This window comes from Oligoflexus sp., assembly GCF_035712445.1.
In the GTDB taxonomy this organism is placed as follows: domain Bacteria; phylum Bdellovibrionota_B; class Oligoflexia; order Oligoflexales; family Oligoflexaceae; genus Oligoflexus.
Genome location: NZ_DASTAT010000100.1, coordinates 63812 through 89873, shown reverse-complemented (window position 1 = coordinate 89873; position 26062 = coordinate 63812). Strand labels below are relative to the sequence as shown.

Genomic DNA, 26062 nt, shown 5'->3' with positions numbered 1-26062 from the left:
CCTCCTCACTTCTCATGGTGTGTATTTTCTGGGAGCCTGAATGTCATCCCTGTGAATCATTGGCCGCGCTGTCAATCGTGGCTTATTATCCAGCAGCTTTCGTATTCCAGGATCAGCAAGGTCTTGAGCATGGAAGATCCTGTAGCAACAAATATCACCGCGCGCCGGAACCAACGCATCAATCATTTTCGAGAAATCAATATCCACGAATTCGCTTTTCTCACCAGCATCCTTCGGATTTTTCTCTACAGAAAACTGAAGATGCGTATTCGTCTGAATCGCAGCTTTGAGTTTGGATTGAAGCGCCGCCACTTTTTGACCCATAATGGAGCTGGGATTCGCTTTGGTCCGGTCCAGGACTTCCAGGGCCTCGCTATATCGCAGGTATCGAATTTTCGCCAACGCTAGATTGAAACAGACCGTGTCATGGGTCGCTCCCCAAGGTTCTGGCAAGGATTCCAGCGCTGTGACGTAAAGTTTTATCCCTTCCTCAAACTGCTCATTCCGAATCTTGGCCACTGCTTTGTTGTTTATATAGGCCACGATTCGGTTTAGACTTTCGACATTCTGCATAGTCGATAGGGCACGCTCTTGATCGTGCAACTCAATCGCCAGCGAGGCTTCCGTCTCCATCACGAGCGCATTCCTGGAATCGATGGTTTTAGCCTCAGCAAGCAGGTCTTCAGCCTTCTGTGCATCACCGGCGCCAGTGGATGCGCAAACCATATTGCATATGCGTTCAATATTTTTTGGAGCTAAAACATTAGCCTTTTCAAATATCCTCAGGGCATTCTCAAAGTCGCCCAACTTCATGAGAGCCTTGCCTAAAAGATTAAGAAGCTCCACGGAGTCACCGTTCAGCTTCAAGGCCTCGTAGGCTAAATTGCAGCTGTCCTTGAACCGACCTTCAAAGAAGGCGAATTCTGCTTGAACACGAATTTTTCCGGCGTTATCAAAGTTAGGATGGGAAAGATAAATGGCCACGAGGCGGCTGGCTTCTTCGCGCTTATTTGAGCTGAGGCAATCGCGGATCCTAATATCCATGCTATCCTGCTCAGTGGGATAGCGATACTGCTGCACGGCCGTCACTATTTTTCGCAGGATAGTTGGGATATCGAAGGGCTTTTCCACCACCCATTTGACTCCCAACTCTTGGAGCAAGGGCTCTTCCTTCTGCGTTACCAAAGACGACACTATTATTATGTTTACGGTCGTAAATCTATTTCGAATTCTTTGGATCAGTTGAAGGCCATTCAGATCAGGAATGCGCCACTCCATCAGAATCAATGAAGGGGGCGGCCCATTGATTAGCCAATGCCAGGCGGACTCGCCAGTCTCGAAGGTTTCGATATTCTGAACGCCTGCTGCGCTCAAAGTTTGACGAATTGCAAAGTGCACATCAGTATCGGGATCAATGACAACACACGAAGCAAGACCAAGAGCATTGTTAATGGGCCGGCTCAGGGCCAGGATCTCAAGATCCAGTGGTGCTTCCATTTCTTCGTCAAAAGAGAAACGTCGTGCAACGTGCTCGACCACTTCGTTCAACCCTGGATCCAAGAGCATGACCTGTTTCAGTGTCTGTTTTCCTTCCTCCTTGGAAGAACTGAGCTCCGCTTCCGCCATATTCAGGAGAACTTGCGGAGAACCGGGGAAAACTTCCAATAGGTTCTTAGAACAGTTGATAATCGCATCCCACTGACGCTTTTCTTTAAGGACCCGGTTCAGGAAGTTGGCGGCAGCCAGGGTGCAATTGTAGGAAACCGATCGGAGCACGCGCAAAAGATCAGCAATGTCCTCAGCAATTCGACTTGGCAAAGTAGTGCTATGGTATGAAAGCAGCCCCCATTCAAAAGCAAAGGGGAGTATATCTTTCTCGTGCTCGCGAATCATTAAGCTGACCTTCGTCTTTCTCAGGCGAGGCTCTTCGATGCAAATATTAAGCAGGTGCATGATATTGACTTCACCTTCCAGACAAGGCGCCGCCAGGATCCAATCTGCAGTCTCTTGAGAAAGCCTGTCCATAAGGGTCTTCAGATCGCCAAAAGCCGATATCTGCACGAATCCTTGGGCCCGCAATGCTTCCACTATCACAGACCTTAGCGTTACCTGCGGCTCCACCACATGAACTTTTGCTTCACTAGGTTTGGCGAAATAATAATTCATTCAATCCTCACAATGAGTTTTTTCAGCAGTATCGGGAGGGGGGGAGGGAACTGTTAGCATTTTTTGAAATGATGTTGCGAAGAATGTTAAAGGCACATTCTGAAGCTACGATTGGCTTCAAATCATCCAAGCGTGTTTGATTTGAAGCTAACTCAGATTGCACCAAACCGCAAGATGGTTCATGGAAAGAAATCTTTAAAAAGGAATTGTCTCATGAATATGATTTCAAAAGCTTAACAAGGAATGAATATGATAGCTTTTTGACTTCGCAGACAAAGATCCTCAAGAATATGCATGAAAGCAGGCTGATGACCTTGATGAAAACGAAGGCGAGATTGCCATGTTTATACGCAAAGCTTCTCTATAAACGATGAAAGAGCGAACTCCAGCGATACGATACCCTGCGGCGCTCAAGCCCAGCTCAATGGCAAGGGTGACAGCCCCGTCGAGCAGCGTCCACCCCGATTGCCAGCAGCACCTGGATAGCGTTATTGCGCAAGCCGTCACCTAGCGCACAGAAACCGACGTCCAGCGCCCGACTCGTGGCGAACCGTTATCACCAACGCCATAGAACCCTTCAAAACGAGTCTTGTCGTTATTGAATTCAAAATCAAACCAACCGGATTCATTGGCAACTGACCAACGACCGCGAACACGATTGCCAAACTGTTTCACGTCCGTGAGAGAGCCTTTCTCATCGCGTCCATTAAGTTTAAAATCGGCGGTATTGGCGAATTTTCCAGTCCCATCTTCGATCTTCCACGTAATCCATGCAGTCGTGATGCTTCCCGCTCGATCGAATTGGGTTTTCACCGTCCCCCTGGGAAAGCCACTATCCTTCCGTTCCTTCAAAGCTCCGATTATTCCAATCGGCTGGTTGCCCGAATGCTCCACAGGACTCTGAAATTCATCGACCACGGCCCGTGCTGCAGTGCGCAGCTGCGGATCGTAGTAGGTCCTGTCGATTTCCTGATAAGCCAGGTCTTTATTCAAGCTCAAATTCCGGTGCGTGACCATACAGCCTGGATTCGAATCGGCTCCCATGCAGGTGATAGTCGCCTTATCTCCGACAAACATCTTCACCGGATTGGGAAGATCATTCAGTCCAGGCAGATCCACGGCAGTGGTTCGGATGACGTTCACGTTGCCGGTGAGCATCTTGGGAAGAGTATATTTGAGGACTTTCTCACCATTTTCGGTTTTGATTTCCGGTTTTACGTCAAACGGAAATCGCGCTACCGGCTCCTTCTCCTTATCCGTCGGCGCGTAATAATCCTGCGCCATCACTCCGGTCGGGGCCAGGGCCCAAACCATCAGCATCATCTTGAAAATCTTCATACATCCATCTCCTTGTTTCTATCTATATTCTTAGGCAAACCATAGCAGGTGTTGCGGCCTTTGCCGGTGCGCATGAGGAGCCCTCGTTCGGTTAGATTCGAGAGATCCCGCGAAGCCGTCACCTTGGAAGTTTGAAAGAGTTCCACGCAACCCTGAATATCTATCGTCTCATGCTGCTGCAGATACTGAAGAATTCTGAGCTGCCGAATGTTCAGATCGGTCGCCGTCTTCTTCGCCTCCTCTTCAGGCAGCGGCGCATTCGAAATATTCGCATACAGCTGAAAGAAGTGAACCTTGATATCAGGCCTTAGGGAATAACCTTCACCCTGCGCCTGAATCCAATCCTCACGCAGCCCGAGCAGCGAACGAAGCCGATAGACCAGCCCATAGATCAAAGGATCATGCCGCAGGGGATGATACGTATATCCCCAGATGGCGTGGACCAGCTCGGCCTTGGTTTTCGGGCCGTCGATGAGGAAGCGAACGAACTTCTGCATCTGGGTCGTGACCGCACCCTCAGCCTTATAAACAGATCCGTGATCAAAGAGAACCAGAGTCTGCGGCTCGATATCAAAATATAGGACGCGCTCCGCACGCGGAATCGACAAAAGCTCCGGCAGGAAAGATAAGAGCCCGGATTTTAAGACCGCCTGGATTTTCTCCAGAACCGTAAGATCATCGGACTGGAGGCTATCCAGGAAATCACCCATCACATCCTGAGCCCATTCCGCTGTTTCCTTCTGTCCATGCTGGCGCCGATGAATGCGTTCGGCGACGGCATAGCCGAACTTTCGGTGAAAGCTCCCATGCTCCCGCTGGACCGGAAGGCTGAGCCCCAAATTCAGGCCCACCAGCTGCTGCAGGCCCTCGGCCTTGACCAGAAGGTCCTCATCACCGGCGGCGATGCGGGGCTTGATCAGATCATTCAGATACTGAAGCGCCATCGAATCCTTGCCGCTCAGATGAGCAAGGTAAGCCTTACGGAAGAGCAGCCAACCCTGATCGCGCTTCAAACCATAGCGCTGAATCAAAGAGCCGGCGTCTTCCAAAGCCTCGCCTGCGCCCACCAGATCACCGCGCAAAGCGAGCTGATGACCCAGCTCGGTATAAAGAAAACTGAGCGTATAGTTGTTGGTTTCCGGATTCAGACTGTCGATGCGCTGACGCAGGTTGGCCAGCGCATCCGTTCCGTAGGGATTGAATTCGAGCTGATAGCCGATCAAAGCCGTCTCAATCACTTCCACATACTGGCAGTAACCAAGGCTCGTAAAATACTGATGCGCCTTCTCCAGGGCCGCCATCCCCCGCTGCACCTGGCCCAGGTCCACCAAAAGATGCCCCATGATGTCAGTGGCCAGAGCGCGACCAAAGAAAAACTCCGCACGCCACGCGGCATCCAGGGCTCTTTCCGCAAATTGCAGAGCCAAGCGCAAACGATGCCGACGCCAGTAATAAAAAGCCTGCGCCTGCTCGTAATAGAAATTCACAGTGGGGATGCGATGGACGCGACGGAATTTCTCCAGGGACCTTATAAAAACCAGAGCCTGCTTCAGACGACCGGCCCGCGCTTCGGCAATACTCAACCAGGCCTCTGACGCTGCGATGGCTTCAGGCGTCATGGACTCCCGCCACATGGAATAAAGCGTCAAGGCTTCCGGCAGGCGACCGACGAAACATAAGGAGGCGATCAGGTATTCAAATCCGGAAGAAGGTCGGCGGAACTTTGGGTTATCTATCGTTTGATCCAATATTGCCTTGTGTTCACCCCGAACAAAAAGCTCCTCCAGGTTCTCCACCTTTTCCATATCGCCTCACTTTGACGCTTGATCAGCTCTGCCACGGGTGAAGCATGTCATAGGGAAACTTTAGGGTGAAGTCAACGCTCCTTACGGCTCGTGACATGAATTGATAGGAATCAGGCCAGCCTTTTTGGATGCTATAATATTCCCAATAATTTCTATAACTTCCGGCATCTGCAGCGGCTTGGTCACGAACTCGTCGAAGCCTGCCTGCAGACATTTTTCCCGCTCTCCCTGCAAAGCATGGGCTGTAACAGCCATGACGACCCCTTCGAAACCGGAGGCCCGCAGAGCCTTCATGGTCTGCATGCCATCCAGTATGGGCATCTGCAGGTCCATCAGCACCCCATCAAAGGCCCTCCGTTTCATGCAGGCCAGCGCGTCCTGACCTGACGAGGCCGTTTCCACATGAGCCCCATGCTGCAGAAGGAAGTAGCGCAAAAGCTCACGTATATCGGGTGCATCCTCCACAACCAAAAGACTGCGGCCCCGCAGCCTTTGATCAGGATCCAAGCCGCCTCCTGAAAAAACTACGGCCGGAATCAAGGACGCATCCTCTCGCGCATCATCGGTCGCGATGATGACCAGCATATCGGTACCGCACTGGGGCGCGCTTCGATGGATTCTGACATCACCACCTAAAAGCTGCGCCAGTCGGCGAGCCAGGACAAGACCGAGGCCGGTGCCGCCGTATTTTCTGGTGATCGAATCATCGGCCTGAACAAAGGGCTGAAACAGTTTTTTCTGCTCGTCTTCACTCAGACCTATCCCGGTATCCCGGACCCAAATATGAAGGAGCTGCTCAGATTGCGCTGCGGTTTCCACCGTAATGGCGACCGAACCCTCTTCAGTGAATTTCAGAGCGTTGCTGACAAGGTTATCCAGCACCTGCCTGAGTCGCAGCGCATCCGTCTTGATCAAGGCCGGCACCGAATCCCGAACCTCGACCACGAGGTTCAGATTCTTTTCCAAAGCCTTCAGCACAAAACTCTGCTGCAATTCCTGAAGAACCAGGCGTAAATCCACAGGACTCTTGGCAATCTCGGTGATGCCGGCCTCCACCTTGGACAGATCGAGGATATCATTGACGATCAGTTCCAGCTGCTTGCTGGCGCGCATGACGCTGCTGATCCATGGCCGCATCATCCCGGCGTCGGCTTCCGTTTTACGAGCCATGATATCCGCATAGCCGCGAATCACCGTCAGCGGCGTGCGAATCTCATGGCTCATATGAGCCAGGAAATCCGACTTCACCCGATTCGCCTCCTCGGCCTTGCGCATGGCTTCGAGGGCCTTCCCTTCATAGTATTTGCGCGCCGTGATATCGGTGGAAATCGCGCAGACTTCGAGGACCTCACCGTCTTTCTTCAAAAGCGGATATTTATAGGTAAGATAGATGTGCTCGCTGCCATCCCTATGCATGACAGTCTCCTCGGCCTCGACCATCTGCCCGCTGGAAATGACAGCCAGATCATTTTTCCAAAGCTGCGCGGCAATCTCGGGAGGAAAAAGTTCAAAGACGCTTCGATTCACATACTCTTCGGGCTCCGGCCCGTTCAAAATCCCAAACATGCGATTGGTCAAGCGGATAATGCCGTGGCGATCCTTGATGGAAATCAAAACGGGAGCCAGATCTATGACCGCACGGAGACGCCGGAGTTCATCCTGGGTGTCCTGGGGCTCGGCCGCGTCTACCGCAGAAAAAAGGAGCTGGAGTATCGTATCCTCGGATTCGCTGACAAAGAGGATATCAAACAGTCTTCGCAGAGGATCGCTCCGCAAGGCGCACGAGCGAACCATCTGCGGACCCGCGTGCACAGATTTTATCAAGCCGGATTGGATACGAGACAAGGTATAGGGTTCCCATAAATCCGCCAGCGTCGAGCCATGGAACACTGGACCTATCGTCTGCATGAGCTGGGAAAAATCCTTGTTCACCGCCAGATATTGCTCTTTTGCGTTCAGACGCGCGCCCGCCCGTCCGGACTGTCCCAAAAGCGGCGGCAGATCCGACTCTTCGAATTCCACAAAACCTGTGGCAGAAAATTTTACCTGACCTTCTTTAGAGTCCACAGAATAGTACCAGATCTTTCCCCATGTCCATTTGAATGCTGTCCCGGTGATGCCTGCATCTTAGCAGGTGTTGATGACTCTTAAAAAGACGGAATCATCGGGGACCGACTGCACGGGCGTTCGGCTGTATTTTTTTCCCAAGGAAAGCCTCAACACTTGAGAAGGTTTGCCCTTCCTGCATCAACGAGAGCTCCACTCAGTCCGATCCCTCCCCTGTGGAGGCTGCACAATGGCTTATTTAAAGACTTTATTCGTTCTCGAAATATTTCTCGTAACCGCCTGTGGTGAGACGGTGAGTGAACCCGCTCCCCCACCCCCGCCGGTGACCGCAAGCGCGGATGCCACGGTTGCGACCGAAAATTCGCTGGACTATGCCCCCACGACAGAATCGCCAGGAATACCCACGTATTCAGGCCCCGTGGAAAAAGCCCCCGAAATCCTGCCCCTTACTGCATGGCGCAGTTGGGCACCGCTTTGCGAAGGGCATCCCTCCAAGGCCGCATGTGATGACGGAGATGGAACGCTTTTTTCGGGACTTTTATGCCTTGCGGGTGAAGAGTCCGGCTGCGCGGCGGTGAAGGCCGCTCAGGATGCGGCAGGGAAGTTCTGGCGTTCGCCCAGACGCGTGGGCGTGGACAGCAGCAATTCCTTTTCCCGCGATATGGCGCTTGGAGCTTTGAGTTATCTGCTCGCCACCAAAGACAGCGCTGCTGCACAAGCATGGCTGCGGTGGGTGGATCAGAATTCGGTGTGTCAGCTGAATGTCGGCGGCGTGTGTCAGCTGCGGACCTACCGCTTTTGCCGTGATGATGCCGATGGTCGCTGCCTCATCACCCCCGGCATGTGGTCGGTGATGCGTCGGGTCTGGGAACATCTGGAGCTGCCGCTGCATAAGGAAATGAAAACCAACGGCGAACAGACTCTGATCATGGAGGCCGAGCAGGCGCCTTTGGGTTATGCGCTGCACCTGAAAGCGGTGATCTTTTTCCTTTATCATAAGATGGGGAGAAATTTTGCGTTCGAGTGGGATCTCATCAACACGATCAGCGAACGCCAACCGGACAATCTTTTTTTCCAGTATCTGCATGAAGGTTCGAGCCCGAGGCTGCAGGAGGCCCTGAAGAATCTTTGCCCGCGGGAAGCGCCTGACAATAAAAAACAGTGGACCTGGGAGCGGGATACCGCGGAAAGCGCCGAAAAGGATTCCATGGGTTGGGACTGTATTTTCCTCGGCCGTCTGCTGACAGCTCCCTAAGGGATCAGGCGCTGGCGCGAAGGAGCGAATAAAGCTCGCCTTCGCCACCGGATCGCAGACGATTCATCACCTGAAGGCTCTTCGGTTCCAGATGCTGGGCCAGTGACGAAGACACCAGCATATCACCAGGAGCCCCGCGGCTGCAGATGCTCAGAGCCAGATCCAAAGCCGGACCTACAGCCGTATATTCTTTTCGCGCTTCCGCCCCCAGACTGCCGACCAGGGTTTCCCCCTGATGAAGTCCCATGCGCATGGCAAAGACCCAGCCATCCGTCCTTTGCCAGCTGCGATTCAGCTCCTGAAGCTTATCCTGCATGCGGCGCGCGCAGCGAGCGGCCGTAGCCGCCTGAACCTCGACAGACTGGGCCGCAGGCGCACCAAAGACGGCCAGGAGCGATCCATTGGAAAACCGATCGATCATCCCGCCTTCACTGCCGATGATAGACATCATCTCACTCAGAAAAACATTCAGAATCCGGCCCATTCTTTGCGGACCGAGCAGCTCCGCCGCGCGCGTGAAATCACAGATCTCACAGTGCATGACGGTCACCATTCGATAGTTCGGCTCATCCTCCAGCTTTTGCTGACCGGCCATCACCGCCTCGACCGTGCTTTCTGGAAGATAGCGCTGCAAAAGGGTTTTCTGAACGCCGTCCATAAGATTCTGAATCTTGCAGCGGCGTTTGCGAACCCGGAAAAAATCCACGGCGAAGATCATGGCGATGACCGTGACGGAGATCAGGATCCAGCTCAGGACCTCGCTCTGCTTGCGCTTGTTTTCCAGCTGCATGACCTGAACGCGGCCCTTCTGTTCGAGGCGGCGATTCTCCTGCCCCTTGTGCTCGATGTTGAAAAGGGCTGTGTAGTAGCGGGCGCTGTCGGCATTGCGCTGGGCGTTGAGCTTATCTTCCAGCTTATTCATCTGCTCAAATGCCTCGTAGGCATCCTTCCAGCGTTTTTCAAGCGCAGCGAGTCGTCCACGAAGGCGCATATGCTCGACTCGTTGATTCAGCGGCATGGATTTCTCATTCACGGTCTGGACGATCTTCCAGTATTCGGCGGCTTCTTTCTGCTGCCCCAGTTCCAGGTGAATGCTCATCAGCTTTTGAGCCCCGCTGATGATCATCTGGCGATTTTTGGTCCTCTCAAAGTAAGCATGCGCCTTGGTGAAGTAGGATAGGGCTTCCTTCCACTTTTTTTCCTTGCTCAGGACATTGCCGATATAACCCTGGCAATAGGCAAGGCCCGTCCAGTCCTCAATTTCATAGGCGAGGCGCACTCCCTTTTCAAAGCTATGCCGCGCTTTATCATGCAGGCCCTTTTTCACATAGGCCGAACCGAGGTTACTGACGAAAATCTGCAGATCCTGGCGCCTGGGATGGGGGGAGGCTTCGGCAAAGGCCACCAGCTCTTCCAAAAGCCGGATGCCCTCGTCATAGCGAACCGTTAAGCCTTCCAGATAAAAGACGGCCAGCTGATTGGCCACCCGCGCATAGCCTTCGGATTTGGGCCGGGTCCTGATCAGCTCATAGGCCTGAAGGTAATGGATCAGTGCGGCCTGATAATTCAGCTCCAAACGATCCAGGTTCCCCTGCTCGGAAAGGATGATGGCCTGGGACTCCACGTCTCCGATCTGAAGACTCAGATCATAGGCTCGATCAAGCGAAGTCCTGATGCCATCGATTTTTTCATCGTCATAGGCATAAGCGGCTTTGGCCAGGAGCAGATCGATTTCCGCTTTGGGATCGTTGAGCTTTGGCACGAGCGCAGCGCTTTCTTCAAGAAGCCTTTCGGTCTGCGTGAAGATCTTCATCCGCCCTTCGTATTCCAGGAGCAGCTGCATAGTCTTGAAATAAAGATCGGGATGATCCCTGAGGGTCGGATGACTGCTGATGGATTCAATCAATTTATAGGCCTTGGCCGGAATATCCCTTAAAAGGATCGTGGCTTCATCCAGCTCCTTTTGAATGCTTTCACGCGATTGACCATGCACCTTGCCCGTGGCAGCGAGGCCGCTCAGCAGCAAAAGCAGGATCATGATCCTTTGCATGCGCACTCCTTACGAGGCATTGGCCTTCATCATGGGGCCTAAGTCCAGAGTCAACTCCGCAACGCGAAGCGGCCTGGATAGACCCTTCACCTGCTGAGGACCGAGGTCCCGCATTTCCACACCCTGAGCATAGGGCAGTATGGATTCCGAAATCAGACACTGGCTGGCATGAGCGCTGGATTCCAAAGCATCCGTAATCTGAACAGGCAGACCCAGAGCGGTAAAATCGCTGCGCCGTTCACAGCCGAAACTTCCCACTATGATCTTGCCCTGATGCACAGCGGCTTTAAGAAAAAGTGGACGCTGCAGGCGCGTCTGCCATTTGTCATTGAGGACCTGCAGCCCCGCCTGCATCTCGCGCAGGGTTTGCAGGGCTTTTTGCGCGGATTCCGCGGCTTCCATGCGAAGCGGCGCTCCGAACAAGGCCATCACGCGACCCGCCCCCGAGCGATCGAGTGTTCCGCCGTGAGCATGCACGGCTCCACTCAAAACAGTCATCAGATCATGGATGATCTCGGCTTCCTGGGCTGTCGGAAGGCTCCGGGTTCCCGGCTTGAAACTGTCGATGGAGGCAAAGAGTATGGTGGCGGTGACTTCCCGCGGCTTTTCATCGAAAACGGTCTGTCCTTCCGCGACGGCATGCGCAAGGTCCGGGGGCAGAAAGCGGCTCAAAAGCTGCTCGCGCAGACGCCGATGCATATGGAAGAGCTCGCTCGTCTTGCGCTTGACACGGATGAAATCAAAGATCAGGGACGCGGAAATAAGGGCTATGGAAATCAGGATCCATATTTTCAGCTGCTGCTGCTTTTGTTCCTGCTCGATTTTCAGAAGTTGCAGGCCTTCCTTCTCCTCCAGCTCCAGCCTTTCCATTTCCTGGCGCGAGGCGGCGAATTCCATCAGCATGCGCTGGGTGCTGTCCGCATCTTGACGAATATTGTCGTCGCGATTTTTCTGCCAGATCGCGTAATAGAGTTGAGCCGCTTTCTCATACTGCCCGCGTTTGGCGAACAGTCGCGCCTTGAATTTTTCAAGCCTTTTGGCCTTCGCAGCATCCAGACGCTGGATCAGGCGCTCGGCTTCATCCGTTTCGGATTCATGCAGAAGGATATCGACCAGAACGAGAAGGGCATTTTCCACCCGCACCTGGTTATCGACTTTTTCAAATTCCTCCAGCGCTCGTCGAATATTTTTTTCGGCGTCTTCGTACTGTTCTGCCTGCGCCTGTATCATACCCATGCCAAGCCAACCGTAAGCCATCACCGTGGGATTGCCCAAGGCTTCCCCATAGCGCAGAGCCTCTTCCATGGTTTCCAGAGCCTTTGGGATATTCTCCGAACTCATGTAAGCGAAGCCGAGGTTATACATGATCTCGGCACCCAGGAAGCGTCGCAGCTCGGTTCTCAAAAAGCCCCGGACTTCTTCGGCGAGGGCGAGGATCGTTCCCAGGTCAGCACCTTCCTGCACGTTCTGATAGGTGACGACCAGATCATTCAGGATGGAATAATAGAACTCATCTTTTTGCAGACGGGGCAGAAGCGCGAGCACCTTCTGCATCATGCCGGTTGCTAAAAGCGGGCGCCCTGAAGTCGCAGCCGCAGCCGCATAACTCGTCAGAGCGCGCGCCAGGATCGTGGGATCACCTGAAGCCTCGATGGCTTCCAGCAACTGATCGAATCGCGGAGCGAGTTGGTCCCATTCCACAAGGCCCAAAGCCGACCCGGCATCGATCTGAGTCAACTGCAAAGAAAATTTCGTGAGTTTGTCGTCGATCCAGGCGCCCTGTTCCAAAGCCTGAGTCGCCACCGCCCGCGCTTCATCCACGCGTTCCAGCTTGGTCATGGCGAGAGCCTGCAAGGCTTTGACCTGAAGCCAAAGCGAGCCGGCCTGCACACCACCCAAATCCTTTTCGATCTTCTCGGCCCGCTGAATAGCCATCTGCGGCGCATCGAAGACCAGACTTTTCAGGTCAGCAAGATCTTTTTGGACGTCAACAGCCAGGCCCAATGACGCTGAGCTGATCGCTATCCAAAGAATGATGAAGAGTCGCAGCATGAAACTCCCGTATTCTTCGGTCCGCATCGGAATTTCCTGATGTGACTGAAGGATACGGGAGTCAGGGTCTTAATGACTGGGTTTGGGAAATTCGATAATCTGGGCCCCGCGGCCTTCGGATTTCATGGCCTGTGGACGTGTCGCGGATTTGTTTCTCTGGTCCGATGACGGTGTCCGACTGACGATCGGCTCCTCGCCCTGACGGACCATCAGGGTCGCCAGGCCACCCTCTTCCAGCAATTTGCTGGCAGCCAGCCCGGCTCGAATCACATGCGCTGTCCGAATATCAAGGTCCGGGTTGCTTGGCAGCCGATCAATACCCAGGTTCTGCTGAGCACGAATGACGACCTGCACCGCATCCTCGACCTGCCCACTCAGGAGATACAGTCTCTGCATGTCACTGTATAGCAGGCACAACAGGCGGCGTAATTTCAGCGGAAGGGCTTTGCCCGTTTTGAGTTTCTGTTCCAGATGCAAAACGACGGGACCTAATAAAACCACCGATTGCTGGTAGTTACCCATGCGGTAATCGAGGCGCGCGCGCAGCAACGCTGCAAAAAGACGCTGACGCATCAGATAGCCCGCATGATCTGCCAGCTGAAAGAGATGATCAAGACGCCGAAAAAAACTCAGCGGAGCCGCAAGAACCAGACAGATTCCCAGTCCTATGGATTCAAGAAATTCCAGCATGATCTTCATAACTCTACTCTTTATTCTCTACCGGCACGGGTAAGTGGGGAATCGAGACACATGATCTACCACGTTTTTCGTGCAGATTCCATTCCATCCGGCTACACTGGTGAAAACAACTAAAGTCTCCTCTCATTTTCGAAAGGTATGACCCATGGCGTTGAACCTTTGGTCCCGTTTGTCAGCATCACTCGGACTCAACCGACGGGAACTTCGATCATGGGCACTCTACGATGTAGCAAACTCAGCCTTTGCCACCACGATCATGGTCGCCGTCCTGCCCCTTTATTTTCATGATTCATTGGCCAAGGATTTGCCAGAGAATATGCGAACGGCCTATTGGGCTTATTTCAATTCGGTGACGATGATCGTGGTCGCGCTCGTTTCCCCTTCGCTTGGCTATATTGCTGATGTCTTTAGCGCAAAAAAGAAATTCCTCGCGGTCTTCACAGTCACGGGGGTCCTGTCCTCCATCGCTTTGGCCTGGGTCCAGCCCGGGCAGTGGATGCTGGCGGGCTTACTTTTCGTTCTCGGCTGCTTTTCGTTTTACGTCGGCAACATCTTCTACGAAGCGCTGCTGCCGCATATTGCCGATGAGAAGGAGATCCATCGCGTCAGCAACTCCGGTTATGCCGTGGGATACATAGGGGGCGGGGTCTTGCTGGCGCTGAATCTGGCGTGGATCATGGCGCCCAACACGTTCGGGCTTCCTGACACAGTGGCCGGAATCAAGCTTTCCTTCATTTCGGTGGGTCTTTGCTGGCTCATCTTCAGCCTGCCCCTTTTCCGTCACGTCCCGGAACCCGAGACTTCGGCTCCCGGCGCTCACAAGGTTTTGAAAACGTCGTTCCAGGCCGTATTTCAACTGTTCAGGACGCTGGCGCAGCTGAAGAAGTATCCAGATGTCCTGATGTTCCTCCTGGCTTTCTGGGCCTATAGCGATGGCATCGGCACGATCATGAACATGGCGACCATCTATGGCCGCGAGGTGGGCATCGGCACCAATGATCTGATCAAAGCGATTTTGGTCGTGCAGTTCCTGGGAGTGCCCTGTTCATTCGCGTTCGGACCGATCACAGATAAAATCGGGCCGAAAAAAGCCCTGATGCTGACCCTTTTGGTCTACACCCTGATTTCCATGGTCGGCTATTTCATGACAACGACCTGGCATTTTTGGATTTTAGCTGGGGGTGTGGCGGCGGTTCAAGGGGCGAGCCAGGCGATCAGCCGATCGGTGTTCGCCCAGATGGTTCCCCTGAAGCATAGCGGGGAATTCTTCGGTCTTTTCAGCGTTTCCTCGAAATTCGCAGGACTCTTTGGGCCTTTGGTTTTCGGACTTCTGGCTGAAAAGACCGGAGGCAGTCGACTCAGTGTGCTCTTTATCGTGCTGCTTTTTATAATGGGAATGATACTGCTCAGTCGGGTCGATATCGAGCGCGGCAAACGCCGGGCCCAGACTTAAGTTTCAAACGGCTCGACTTCTTCCAGGAAGTCGACGAACTTATAGTTCACGATCTCGGAAGCAGGAATGATACGCATGTCACCATCAGTGGCATCGTCATCTTCCTTGGTCGCGAGATAGCTGCCTTCGTTGGCACCCGGATGATAGTTGATCACTTGCCACATCTGCTTTTTTTCTTTGTCAAACACGCGAAACGGTAACATAAACGACACGACCTCTACCTTTGCTATGGATTGGAATCCTATCGGATTTAAGGACCAGCGAACCCAAAGGATGACTAACTCTCGCTCTCTTTTTTGCCCCGTTCCTTCAGCCTCCGCGGCCTTTCATGAATGGTACGGGCCTTGACATCCACAGTCTTCCGGCGAATCAAGGACGGTAAGGATATCTCATAGAGCTGCTCGGTGACAATCTTTTCCAGATTCCCCCGAGTGGGACCGCGCTCGATCAGATTAGCTATTGTTTCAAGTAAGGGCGCGTGACGCAATGAAAAGCGACGCCCTGCAAAATCTACGACGATCCCAAAACGAGGCAGCCAGGAAAACTTGCGCGATCGGCTCTTCTCAGTAGGGTCGACGCGGAAAAGATTGACGAACATGATGGACTCCATCGCTACTTTGAGAAAAGGAGGGGGGACCAGCTCATCCTAACACCGTTTTGTTGCCTTGACTCGGCTGTTTTCCTGAAGAGTGGCTGCATCTTTTCCAAACTCTGCCAGACCTCGGCCTCCGTAACGGCGGTGATCGGCCCCCGGCCTTCCGCTGTGCCCGCATGGGCCTGCACGGCCTGATGGCGTTCGCTCATGGGGCACCAGGTCGCAGCGTAGGTCGGACCATGAATCTGTAAAGACGGCGTATCAACAGCAACGGTGACGTGGCTGGGTCCGTTGGAATTCCCGATAAAGACATCACAGTTGGCAATCAGCGCGGCCAGTTCGCGGAAACTGGTTTTCGGAGCGAGGTGCGTGGGCTGCTTGCAAAAGGACATCACCCGCCGCACAAATTCTTCTTCACCCGGTCCCCAAAGCCAGACGATCGAAGCGCCCCATTCCAGATGCAGGCGATCGGCAATCGCCGCGTAACGTTCCATCGGCCACTGCCGTTCGTCGCGCCTGTGCGTGGGACTGATCGCCACGCGGAAAGGCGCCTGGGAAAAGTCAGGGGTCTCCTGCAGGAATTTCAGAAGAGGGCCGGTGTGTTTTTCACTCCAGGGAAGATCAAGGCGCTGCTCCTGGGGCTGAATGCCGAGATGCTTCAGATAAAGGAATTTCTCGCGCACGATGTAATCAATAAAACCGGCCTGCGGAATGATTTCGGTGAAAAAAACCGCACGCCGCGAAGGAAATGCCAGCCGCCGGGGCGAGCCGCTGGCCCGGGCGTAAAGCGCCGATCGCGGGTTATACATGAAATCCAGGACGAGGTCATAGCGGGCCGCGCGCAGCTCTTTGATCAGCTGCAGCTCCTGCCGCCAGCCACCATTCGGGTCATAGGTCAGATGCCGCGCGAGATAAGGATTTTCATCGACGATGAGTCGACCCATGGGATGCGAAAGAAAAGTGATGTGGGCATCAGGCCAGGCGCGTTTGATTTCGCGGAAGCAGGGTGTGGTCAGCAAAATATCGCCAAGTTGACGAAGCTGGATGAGGAGGATATTCCGGGCCATGGTCGCACTGTGCTCCGTTTATGAAACCGAGGGTGCGACCATACCGCAGGGATCAAAGACCGACAACTTTAAACGCCAGCTCGGCCAGTTCCTTGGCGCCGCGATGTCCGACCATCATGCCGGTCACACCAGGAGCCGCCTGCCAGGCGACGATATTCCATTTGTCGGAAGCATAGGTCTGATACACAAGACCCTGAAAATTACCGGGTTCCGATTTGGGCAGCTGCTCGAGCTTGCCGTCCCAAAGGAAGAGGTAGAGTTTTTCACGGCTGTTTTTCCCGGCAAACTGTACGGCCATGATCTTCGCCACTTCGTAGTCGATGACCGTTCCGCCGTTCAGCTCCCAATCACCACCGGGCTCGCGCATATCCTTGGGTGTGAAGCCGAGTTCGGGATAGCGTTTGAAGTAGGAATTCAGCTCGCTGAGTTTATCGGTGGGAAAATCGAGGCGACCCTCGGCGTCTTCCGCCATGACGATGGCTTCATAAATCAGCGAATCCAAAGCTTTGAAAGGCGCTTTTTTCTCGGGGCCGAAGAATTTGATGGCACCGAAGATCATGAGGGCCAGAAAGCCGATCAGGATCACGAAGCGGAAGGCGTTGCCCACCAGCTCCGAACGGCCGACATCATCAATGTCATGGGCTTCGTGATTCGCACGGGCGGCATCATCCTCGACGAGGTCGTGGATGTCATGCATGTGTTTTTCGTCGAGATAAAGCCTCTGGGCTTCGATCTGCAGACGACCGCGGCGGATGCCGTAGTCGGTCGCGAGGCTGTCCATTTTCAAACGCTGAACGACATCTTCAAAGCGTTTGCGTTGATCATTGGGCAGCGTCTCGTCCAGATATTCGGAGAGATAGCCAAATACAAATTCTTCATCGCTCAATGCCGCGGATTTCTGCGCCATGCCTCGGTCCTCCCCTCACTTATTCAAAACGAAAACTGAGCAGTCTTTTGCGACCGATAGTCAGGTAGCGACGGAGTTCGTTCTCGTCCATCTTGGTGATCTCGCGCGCCTCGTCCATCGACAGGCCGACGACATCGACCAGGAACAGGCAGCTCCTGGTTTCCAGGTCCAGGGGCTTCAGAAGCGGATAGAGCACGTTCTCGCTGCTGCTGCCTTCCTGATTCATCTCGTGATGCAGTTCCCACGCCCGGCGGAGAAGCTGCAGGCGGATGACCCCTGCGTCCTTGTTCAAAAGTTCCGGCAAGCTCGGAACGATGGATTCATAGGTCTTGTACACAAGGCGCCCGGCGATTTCTTCGCTGAGCGTCATCGCAAAACCAAAGCGAAGCAAGGTGTCTGCGTCCTGGCAGAGCGTTTCGACGAAAAACGCAGCGGCCCCGGCATCGTATTTTCGCGCACCATTTTGAGCCATGTTCCGGCACCCCAAATTTTTATTTGAATGCAATTAATAGAATACCCCCGATTGAGAGGGAGTGGCAAGTATGACTGCCCATTGGATCGGGATCTGCGGTTTTTGCTGAGCCTTCGGCGGTTCCCGATTATACTGCCGAGGTTTGTGCCCCTTTAGCAAAAAGGCCTTTCAAATGATCTGGAACAATTGGCTTATCGTAATCCCAGCCCGTCTCAGCTCGACCCGTCTTCCCGAAAAGCCTCTGGCCGACCTCTGTGGCAAACCCCTGGTCGTGCGCGTTTATGAACGCCTGAAACCGTTGGCCGACATGGGTGCGGATGTCGTCGTCGCCACCGACAGCGAAAGGGTCATGGACGCCTGCCGCCAGCATCAGGTCCCAAGCGTGATGACCGACGCTGCTCATCAAAGCGGCACCGATCGTTGTGCGGAAGTGGCCCGGAAACGGCCCAGGGCCTTTATCATGAATGTTCAAGGGGACGAGCCTTTTGTGAACACCAAGGACCTGGAGACCCTGGCCCGCCTGATGAGCGAGCGCGGCGCGGGCATGGGGACCATGATGCATAAGAATAGTCGGCGCGCGGATTATGACAATCCCAACTGTGTCAAGCTCGTGGTGAATGACGCGCATCAGGCTTTGTACTTTTCCCGATCGCCTCTTCCCTATTACAGAGCACCACAAACTTTCACATATTTCTGGCAGCACCTCGGGGTTTACGCGTTTTCTTCAGAGACTCTGCAGAAGTTCTGTGGACTTCCCCAGCATGCTTTGGAGTTGGCGGAAAGTCTGGAGCAACTGCGCGCACTCGGGCACAATATTCCCATTGTCGTCAGTGTTGCCGACCATCCCGCGATCGGGATCGATACACCCGAAGATTTAGAGGCTGCCCGTGCTCGCTTTTCGCCCCCTTCGTAAGCGGACCCTGCTTACGCTTGTGCTCACGTTCGCGCCGCTGGTCCCTGAAGTCTCGCTCGCCCTGCCGATCGGCTTTGGCCGTAACCAGGGCGACCTTATCTACAAAGAAATTCAAACACCCAACTTTTTCATCTATCACGATGCGCGGACGCCGCACGAAGGTCAGCTGGTTCTGGAATCCCTGGAATCGGCACGACCGAAGCTGGAAGAGTGGCTGCAGGTGAAGCGCACGGAACCTTTGAAAGTGATCCTGTCGTCGACCACATCCAACCCCTCGTTTGCCAACTTCATTACCGATGCCGTGGAACTTCAGACGCTGGGTCGTGGGGGGCGCGACCTTGCCTGGCATGAGTACACGCACAGCAGCATGTATCGGCACCTTGATAATATCTTCGGACCGGCAGGCAGTATCATTCACCTGCCCTGGATGCCGGCCTGGTGGATCGAGGGCCTGGCCGAGGCGATGAGCGTTTCGAATGGTTCGGATCTTCAGTATGGGATCGAACGGTATTATGCGCTCCATGGCAACTGGCCGAGTTATGACAAGCTGCATGCGCTTTATGATGGCAGTCGCTTCTCGACGATTGGCTATGCGATCTCGGGGGCCTTCGTATCCTATATTTTAAGGACCTACGATGCGAGTAAGCTACCACAGGTGATGCGGGATTTTTATGACTACAGCATGCCCTGGTGGTGGCCTTGGACTTTTGTGCCGTTCAATGGGTTCATGCCGATGGACCAGGCTCTGGAAAATTATACGGGGAAAAACGGGCCGCAGCTTTACGAGGACTATAAGGCGGCAGCGACCAAATATTGGAAGAGCCAGCAGGATCTTGCGTTCTATCGGTGGACGAACAAGGGTCTTGAACTCAAACCTTACGAAACGCTTCCGGCCAGCACGCCAGGTCTGGGTTTGCCGGGAGAAGCCATCACCTTCAACTCCACCTTCTCCTTTCAGAGCCGCGGCGACAAACTGATGTTTGTGCAGCGTGAGGGCGGGGATCTTTTTGAAGCGGAAGTGACCTGGAAGAACGATATCGCGCAGGATTATAAGCGCGGGGTAAGCCTGCCGGATGATGCCTTAACGGTGAGGCTGGTGCGGAAGAATTATCTTCTCTTCACCACGGGTGAAGTGAATGACAATCTGGATCCGAAGCGGACTCTTTGGATTCAAAAGGGCGAGGCCAAGGTTCCGCTGATGACGCGATCGGCTTATATTTCCCAGCTCTTTATGAGTGATGACAAGCTGGTCTGGTTTGAAGAGTTTTTGGAGAAGAATCAGCTATGCTGGGCCCCGCGGCAGCTGGTGGAAAAGGGTCAGCGTTTGAAGAATGCTGATATCCGCTGTCCTTTGGTTGCGACCTATCCGCAGAGTTTGAATATCCTCGGGTATCGTTCGCTCGGTGAGAACGATACGATGACCGAAGTCTGGCTGAATCGTTCGGAAGAAACGCTTTACGGGGATCGGCATCAGATTCTGCGCTGGTCACCTGAGGATGGGCGGCTTCGGGATTTGCCTCAGAATCTGCGTGGGAAGCCTATTTCTGTAGCATTCAATGCGCGGGATACATGGTTGGCGCTCGCGGATCGCTCGCATCATTTTCTGCGGCGATTGGATAAGGACGGCCGCTGCGTCGAGGAACGGGATCTTGCAAATATCGTGACGAGTCTTCATAACAGCACCAGCGATCTTCTGATGATGGCCCTCTGGCAGGAAAGCGGAGCGCTGCTGGTGAAGACCAATCACATTGATGCGCCGGTAAAACCCTGCCGCTTGCATGATGAACCGACTTCCCCATTGATAAGGGCCATGCATGATACGCAGAAGCCTTTGAAAGAACTCATGGCCCAGGCCGATCCCTGGCAGAACCGGGCGGAAGCTTCGATTGCCGATGATCAGAAACGGATAGCCAGTGCGCCGATCCTGGGACAAAGACAAGGGGCTCCGATCAAGGATGCTGAGGATATCAACTGGCGCGGACGACCGGTGTTTGCCTTTCCCTGGATTGGTTATGATGCGCTCGGGCTTTCCTATGGTGCTTTAACAGTTCCTTTGATGGATCATATGCAGAACGAGCATGTGCAGTTGATTGCGCTTTATGGGGCCGAGAGCCGTTATCCAGATATTCAGTTAAGTGCTTACACCACCCGCTTTAAAACGACTTATACTTTGGATGTTTTCCGGCGTCAGACCTGGAACAGAAACTATGGACCGGATTCCTATTACTTTGATGAACGCGGGGCTGAAATCGGCGCTTTGCGTTATATTCATTCCCTGGGTCTGAGTCTGAGCCTTTCCCTTAAGAACGCCTGGATGATTCCCTATCTCGGTGATGATGCGCTCTGGGATGTTCTGGCCAAGGGTTATCTGCGCGAATTCAACATCGGCCTCAGCAAATCGCACGGCTTTCACTGGGGCTATCTGAGTTACTATCTGAATAGTTCGATTGCCTCCAAGCAGTTCAATGCCAACTACGACTATGAGAAAACCGGCGTCGGCATCAACATGGGCATTCCCATTTCGATCCTCGGCCAGCCGACCTCGCAAAGCTGGGGAGCTTCCTATAGTCGCGTCCGCGGGAGCCGGCGCAAGTTCCTGCAGGAAGCCTATAGTCCTCTAAGAACGTTTATTCCCGGCAGCGGCGGCGGTTTGAACGAGATCAATTCCCAGCTTTACGGCGATCCTTATCTGACCAACCTTCAGTACGGTGATACCCAGGGCCGTCTGCAATTCGCCTGGACCACTCCTTTGGTCGCGGATATTGCCAAGCTTCTGCATATCGTTTATTTGCAGCGCCTTGATGCGACTGCGTTTTATAACTACGGCCGCGCCTGGTTTCAGCAGATTGATCCGCGCTTTGATAGCGGAACCGCGGCGCATGGTTATAAGCTCGATCTTCAGGCGGATGTCAAAGGCGTGAAACTCAATGTGGGGCTTGGTACCGGTCAGGTCGTTGGACAGGATTGGGAAGTTTTCGGCTTGATTGGGTTTGATGCTTTGATTGATCAGGATAAACGTTAGGCTGGAGCTGCGCTGTTTGCACACTGCTTTTTTGGTTTGAAGTGGAGGACTTGCCTTGGACCCCATCGCCCATACTCTGGCTGGAGCTACTCTGGCTCAAACAGGTCTGCGTAAACTCACGCCTCTTGCCACGGCGACTCTGGTCATCGGCGCGAATCTTCCGGATATCGACGGTGTCATGAGTTTTTTGGGTTCGGATGCGTCTCTCTTTTACCGTCGGGGTCTGACCCATGGAATTGTCGCGCAATTGCTCCTGCCTCTTCTGCTGACCGCTGCTATCCTGGCTTTTGATCGCCTGGTACGAAGGCGACACCGCACGGATCTCAGCCCAGCCAGGCCCCTTCAAATCATGCTGCTGGCTTATATCGGAGTGATCAGTCATCCCCTTCTGGATTGGCTTAATACCTATGGCGTGCGCCTGCTCATGCCCTTCAGCGGACGCTGGTTTTATGGCGACACACTCTTTATTGTGGATGCCTGGATGTGGCTTCTCATGGGCGCTGCGGTTGTTCTGGGCTATTCCCAAACACGTTGGTCGCAGGTCCTTTGGATTGGTCTTGGCCTTGCCACATCCGCTCTTGTCACGGGAGCCGCCTTTGTACCTTGGGCCGCGAAGCTCGTGTGGTGGTTGGGTATTCTGGTGATTGGAGCTTTGCGTATCCGTGGCCTCTCCTTATCACGACAGAGAATGCTAGCTTTGGGATGCGTGGCAGCGTTTTGTCTTTATCTGGCTGCCACTTCCGCAGGAAATCAGCAGGTCCAGAACAAGGTCAGAGATTGGATTCGTACGAATCATGGTGAGGATGTTACAGACGTCATGACAGGACCTTTGCCTGCCAATCCATTTTATCGCGAAGTCGTTGCGGTGAGTTCCACGCACTACTATGGATTGCTGGTTCCTGTTTTCAATCATGCTGAGATAGAGCAACGCTTTGAACGCATACCGCTTCCCAAACAGGATCCCATCATTCATAAGGCGCTTTCCAACCCTGATATTCGTGGCTTTGTGAATTGGATGCGTTTTCCAATCTATGACGTAGAGGTGCTTGAACAGGGTTATCGAGTCGTGATTCGTGATCTCCGCTATGTGCGTCCTGATCAGAACGAAGGGAGGGGGATTGGAATGGTCGAAACTTTTGTTCCCCTTTGAATCACGGTGGAAACCTATCAAAACCTTTATGTTAAATCGTACAGGGACAAAAAACCTCAAGTTTTCAGCCGTTTTTACCGATCCTTTACGCGCCCCGTAAAAGCATTTTTATAGATGAGGCTCAGAATGATGAAGCGTCTCAAACTCTGCATGCTGGCAATGGCGGCCATGTATTCGGCATGTTCCCAGTCATCGACCACGGGAGGCGCCCAGCAGGCTGCCGATGGACAGCCTGCCGCTGCCTCAAGTGTGTACATTCATTTTTTCTCGGTAGCCTGGGGCTGCGTGGAAGTTGATAAGGCCAAACTTGATGCCGCCGCCTATACCATCCAGAGTTTTGAAACCAAGGCTGGTCCTTGCCCAGCCACGCTTCCTGTTCTCGACGCCACATCCAAGCCCTTGCTTAAATGCCCTGTCGCGATCGGCCCCCAATCCATTCCAGCAACCTATATCCTCTTTGATAAGCGAACGCTTGACGGCAAAACCGTCCGTGATATGCGCGCCGAGGGCTTCACAAGCGAGAACTTTTGCCCGGCAGTGGCCGAAAGAACATTTAATTAAGGCGGTGTCATGGCAAAGGCCTGGATGACAAGCTTCAGCATTATGTTTTCTGGACTGGCCTGCACCGAGCAGTCGAGCGATTATCGCGGACGCTCGGTGCAGGAAACTTCCCCAGCAGGGGAGCTTGATGTCAGCGAAAAACAGACGCAAGGGTCGGACGCTCCCACGTCTGGGACCACTCCCAAAGCAACTCCAACGCCGGGCGCCACTCCGGCTCCAGCACCCCTGAATGAAGCTCAGGCCTTGGCTTTGGTTCGCGGCAGCTGCATCTTTGCAGGCTGTCATGCGGATGCGACGACCGTGATGGCGTCACCGAATATCCTGATGCAGGTCAAGGACAGCCTGATGCCGCCACCTACGCAGCAGCGCTATACTCTGCGCCCAGCTGATCGCGCGGCATTGGTGGCTTATCTGGAAAATCGCAATGCAGGGGCCCTGGTCGATTGATTTCAATGGTAAAGGCCCTGACATATCTTCGTCACGGCTCGACGCGCGATCCCGCTCTCCTCGATAGCGATCCTGGTCGCTAAAACAGTTTTTGCTTGTCGAGAAATTCGATGCCCGTGCCGAGTCCGAACCAGATTAAGCTGAAATAGATGAGACAGATCAACGTCTGAACGTAAGATAAGATGGCGAACACACCGTCTTCTTCCAGGTGAGCCAAAGTTTGAAACATAATCATCCAGGCCGGAAGAGTATTGGAAAACGGTATCGGCAAGGGCAGGGCCAGGAGCACAGCGTTGAACACAAGGAGGATGGCATTCAGTAACTTGAAAGGCCCCTGGAGCATATACTTCATGCGGGGGTGCAAGAGAAAGCCGATCTTTTCAAAAATCCTTTCCGAACCCACAGCTATGCGCTTCACCGTCGCAGCACTCAGTTTGCGCTCGGCCCAGCGCTCTGGAATAAAGGCAGGTTTTTGCAGATAGGATAAGACCGCGATCGCTGCGATCACAAGACCAAAGGGTGTCGAGAGACCAAATAAAGGGATCGGTTGCAGAAAAGGCAGGATAAAGAACAGTATAAGGACGTAATGACCATCGGCTCCGAAGATGTCGATGATGTCCTTCAAACGCGGGTCACCCTGAAGGCAACGCGCCTCGATCTCGTCCAAATGATCGAGAAGTGGTCCACGACTTTTGCTTTGTTCCATGCCAACCCCTTTCAGAAGTATTCCCTGATCTTATCTCAAAAAAATACTCTGGAGGGGAGCTGGATTTGGCAGGGACAGCGTCTGACGTTAATCTTGAGTTCCGTTTTCAAGCACTTTGGTCAAACTCTTATGAACCTCCGGCCCACGGAAGAGGGTCCACTCTTCAAGCTGCGATCCATCTTCAAATTTACAAACACCCGATTCATCACCCGAAGCCTCGGTGATGATGTATCGTGTTCCGCCGACCTGCTCGCAGTAACGCAGAGCGGGATGGCCCACAGGTCCCTCGGTGGGAGCCTGATAGGCAACGTGATCAAAGTAGGCTTTCACCGCCAACGACTGCGCGGCGTCACCCTTTTTATAACGATAAAGGGTCCATTCTTCGATCAGTCCGTTGAGATAGACATCATCCTGAAAAGCGCAAAGACTCACCGCACCGCCGTCCTCCTGGACATAGGGTTTCAGGGCCCCGCCCAACTCCACGCAGAGCTGCGAGGCCGGGTTGGGAAGTGCGACACCAGCCATGGACAAGGGAGGAAGGGATAAAGACAGCGCCAGGGAAGCGAGAGTGGGAAAAAATCTGTTCATAAAACCTCCAGCGGTTGGAACAACATGGTTTTGAACTCAGGTGTTCTCGTAACACGGAACCAAAGGCTTGAAAAGCAGGGGAAGCACCCCATATCGCATCAAACGAAGTAAAATAGAGTGTTTATCTATTTTAACAAAGTCATCGCTTTCGTTCATACTCGCCTTTGAGGCAAGTCCGGCACAAGCAAGGAGACCCTTATGCGTTATCAGAACAGCATCAAGTATTCGCTCTGGGCCCGTTATAAAAAGAAAATCATCGTGATCGGCGTGACCCTGATGGCCCTTTTCGCATTGGTCATCGGTGGCGTGGGTTATGCTGTTTATCAATCAGCCGTGTTTGCCAAGGAAACTTTGCAAACCTGGAATGATCCTCAGAATCCATCGCCTGGGGATGCGAATGTCGTACTGCCCAATCGCGGCTGGATGGAAGGCTTCGTGATCAGCGTCGGAAGCCTTTGGCTGCAGCAGAATCTGGCCGAGCAGGATACAGCGCAGCTTAAAAATGGTCTTTCCTGCTTCGATGCGATCGGTGGGCCGAGTCCCGTGGAGATGGTGAATCTTGTGAAGACCAGGGTGAGCGATGCGAGGATCACCAAGGAACTCGATTCGCTGGCTCAGAATCTTCAGGATTCGGGCCCGGGAAACCCTGGGCCCGCCGCCTGCGCGACCTGGATGCTCAACGGCTGATGCGCTCTGGGTCCTGTCAAAAACCAAACACGCTTGGTCGCGGACAGGGCCCTAAGTCATTA

Annotated in this window: 22 protein-coding genes; 8 read left to right on the top strand and 14 right to left on the bottom strand. The window is 53.6% G+C overall.

Translation table 11 applies throughout. The features are described from left to right. Positions 1-12: 12 nt before the first annotated feature. The 4 genes from VFO10_RS22430 to VFO10_RS22415 all read right to left on the bottom strand — a co-directional run bounded on the left by VFO10_RS22430 (position 13) and on the right by VFO10_RS22415 (position 7376). Entirely contained in the window at positions 13-2166 is a 2154-nt protein-coding gene (locus VFO10_RS22430) for a response regulator (protein WP_325144222.1), read from the bottom strand. 507 nt (positions 2167-2673) lie between these two features. Further along, complete coding sequence (locus tag VFO10_RS22425; RefSeq protein ID WP_325144221.1) at positions 2674-3504, bottom strand: hypothetical protein; 831 nt, start codon at positions 3502-3504, stop codon at positions 2674-2676. Next, positions 3501-5309, bottom strand: a complete 1809-nt coding sequence (locus VFO10_RS22420; protein WP_325144220.1) for a DeoR family transcriptional regulator — start codon at positions 5307-5309, stop codon at positions 3501-3503. The genes VFO10_RS22425 and VFO10_RS22420 overlap by 4 nt, the downstream gene beginning before the upstream one ends. 81 nt (positions 5310-5390) lie before the next feature. Beyond that, positions 5391-7376 (bottom strand): PAS domain-containing hybrid sensor histidine kinase/response regulator, encoded by a 1986-nt coding sequence (locus VFO10_RS22415; RefSeq protein ID WP_325144219.1) that lies wholly within the window; start codon positions 7374-7376, stop codon positions 5391-5393. A 229-nt stretch (positions 7377-7605) separates the two neighbouring features. On the opposite strand from VFO10_RS22415, the gene VFO10_RS22410 reads away from it, so the two are divergent. Continuing rightward, entirely contained in the window at positions 7606-8631 is a 1026-nt protein-coding gene (locus VFO10_RS22410; RefSeq protein WP_325144218.1) for a hypothetical protein, read from the top strand. A gap of 4 nt (positions 8632-8635) precedes the next feature. Here the strand turns inward: VFO10_RS22410 and VFO10_RS22405 are convergent, their stop codons facing one another. The 3 genes from VFO10_RS22405 to VFO10_RS22395 are packed head-to-tail and all read right to left on the bottom strand — an operon-like array spanning position 8636 to position 13432. Then, entirely contained in the window at positions 8636-10681 is a 2046-nt protein-coding gene (locus tag VFO10_RS22405) for an adenylate/guanylate cyclase domain-containing protein (RefSeq protein ID WP_325144217.1), read from the bottom strand. A gap of 9 nt (positions 10682-10690) precedes the next feature. Beyond that, entirely contained in the window at positions 10691-12760 is a 2070-nt protein-coding gene (locus VFO10_RS22400) for an adenylate/guanylate cyclase domain-containing protein (protein WP_325144216.1), read from the bottom strand. A 42-nt stretch (positions 12761-12802) separates the two neighbouring features. Beyond that, positions 12803-13432, bottom strand: coding sequence for a hypothetical protein (locus tag VFO10_RS22395; protein WP_325144215.1), 630 nt, complete (start codon positions 13430-13432; stop codon positions 12803-12805). Between the two features lie 145 nt (positions 13433-13577). Between VFO10_RS22395 and VFO10_RS22390 the strand changes: the two genes are divergently transcribed. Further along, positions 13578-14885 carry an MFS transporter gene (locus VFO10_RS22390; protein WP_325144214.1) on the top strand — a complete coding sequence of 436 codons (1308 nt, stop codon included), beginning with the start codon at positions 13578-13580 and terminating at the stop codon, positions 14883-14885. On the opposite strand, the gene VFO10_RS22385 is transcribed toward VFO10_RS22390, so the two are convergent. From VFO10_RS22385 to VFO10_RS22365, 5 genes are all read right to left on the bottom strand, one after another. Then, positions 14882-15049 (bottom strand): hypothetical protein, encoded by a 168-nt coding sequence (locus VFO10_RS22385; RefSeq protein ID WP_325144213.1) that lies wholly within the window; start codon positions 15047-15049, stop codon positions 14882-14884. The two genes, VFO10_RS22390 and VFO10_RS22385, sit on opposite strands and share 4 nt — an antisense overlap. A gap of 113 nt (positions 15050-15162) precedes the next feature. After that, complete coding sequence (locus tag VFO10_RS22380; protein WP_325144212.1) at positions 15163-15483, bottom strand: hypothetical protein; 321 nt, start codon at positions 15481-15483, stop codon at positions 15163-15165. Between the two features lie 14 nt (positions 15484-15497). Next, positions 15498-16547, bottom strand: coding sequence for a glycosyltransferase family 9 protein (locus VFO10_RS22375; RefSeq protein WP_325144211.1), 1050 nt, complete (start codon positions 16545-16547; stop codon positions 15498-15500). A 52-nt stretch (positions 16548-16599) separates the two neighbouring features. Then, the gene (locus VFO10_RS22370; RefSeq protein ID WP_325144210.1) at positions 16600-17454 is read right to left on the bottom strand and encodes a hypothetical protein; all 855 of its coding nucleotides are present in this window, start codon (positions 17452-17454) and stop codon (positions 16600-16602) included. 19 nt (positions 17455-17473) lie between these two features. Next, entirely contained in the window at positions 17474-17926 is a 453-nt protein-coding gene (locus tag VFO10_RS22365) for a hypothetical protein (protein ID WP_325144209.1), read from the bottom strand. Positions 17927-18098: 172 nt separating this feature from the next. On the opposite strand from VFO10_RS22365, the gene kdsB reads away from it, so the two are divergent. From kdsB to VFO10_RS22340, 5 genes are all read left to right on the top strand, one after another. Then, positions 18099-18839, top strand: a complete 741-nt coding sequence (gene kdsB, locus VFO10_RS22360) for a 3-deoxy-manno-octulosonate cytidylyltransferase (RefSeq protein WP_325144208.1) — start codon at positions 18099-18101, stop codon at positions 18837-18839. After that, positions 18814-21861, top strand: coding sequence for a hypothetical protein (locus VFO10_RS22355; RefSeq protein WP_325144207.1), 3048 nt, complete (start codon positions 18814-18816; stop codon positions 21859-21861). Before kdsB ends, VFO10_RS22355 begins: the two co-directional genes overlap by 26 nt. A gap of 55 nt (positions 21862-21916) precedes the next feature. Next, positions 21917-23011: a metal-dependent hydrolase gene (locus VFO10_RS22350; protein ID WP_325144206.1), complete on the top strand. Its 1095-nt coding sequence runs from the start codon at positions 21917-21919 to the stop codon at positions 23009-23011. 126 nt (positions 23012-23137) lie between these two features. After that, positions 23138-23572, top strand: coding sequence for a hypothetical protein (locus VFO10_RS22345; RefSeq protein ID WP_325144205.1), 435 nt, complete (start codon positions 23138-23140; stop codon positions 23570-23572). Between the two features lie 9 nt (positions 23573-23581). Continuing rightward, positions 23582-24019: a hypothetical protein gene (locus tag VFO10_RS22340; RefSeq protein ID WP_325144204.1), complete on the top strand. Its 438-nt coding sequence runs from the start codon at positions 23582-23584 to the stop codon at positions 24017-24019. A gap of 79 nt (positions 24020-24098) precedes the next feature. On the opposite strand, the gene VFO10_RS22335 is transcribed toward VFO10_RS22340, so the two are convergent. Together VFO10_RS22335 and VFO10_RS22330 are read right to left on the bottom strand one after the other, a co-directional pair. Continuing rightward, the gene (locus VFO10_RS22335; RefSeq protein ID WP_325144203.1) at positions 24099-24725 is read right to left on the bottom strand and encodes an exopolysaccharide biosynthesis protein; all 627 of its coding nucleotides are present in this window, start codon (positions 24723-24725) and stop codon (positions 24099-24101) included. A gap of 87 nt (positions 24726-24812) precedes the next feature. Then, positions 24813-25313, bottom strand: coding sequence for a DUF333 domain-containing protein (locus VFO10_RS22330; RefSeq protein WP_325144202.1), 501 nt, complete (start codon positions 25311-25313; stop codon positions 24813-24815). A 198-nt stretch (positions 25314-25511) separates the two neighbouring features. Here VFO10_RS22330 and VFO10_RS22325 point away from each other — a divergent pair, with 198 nt between their 5' ends. Beyond that, positions 25512-26000 carry a hypothetical protein gene (locus VFO10_RS22325; RefSeq protein WP_325144201.1) on the top strand — a complete coding sequence of 163 codons (489 nt, stop codon included), beginning with the start codon at positions 25512-25514 and terminating at the stop codon, positions 25998-26000. The last annotated feature ends 62 nt before the right edge of the window (positions 26001-26062 follow it).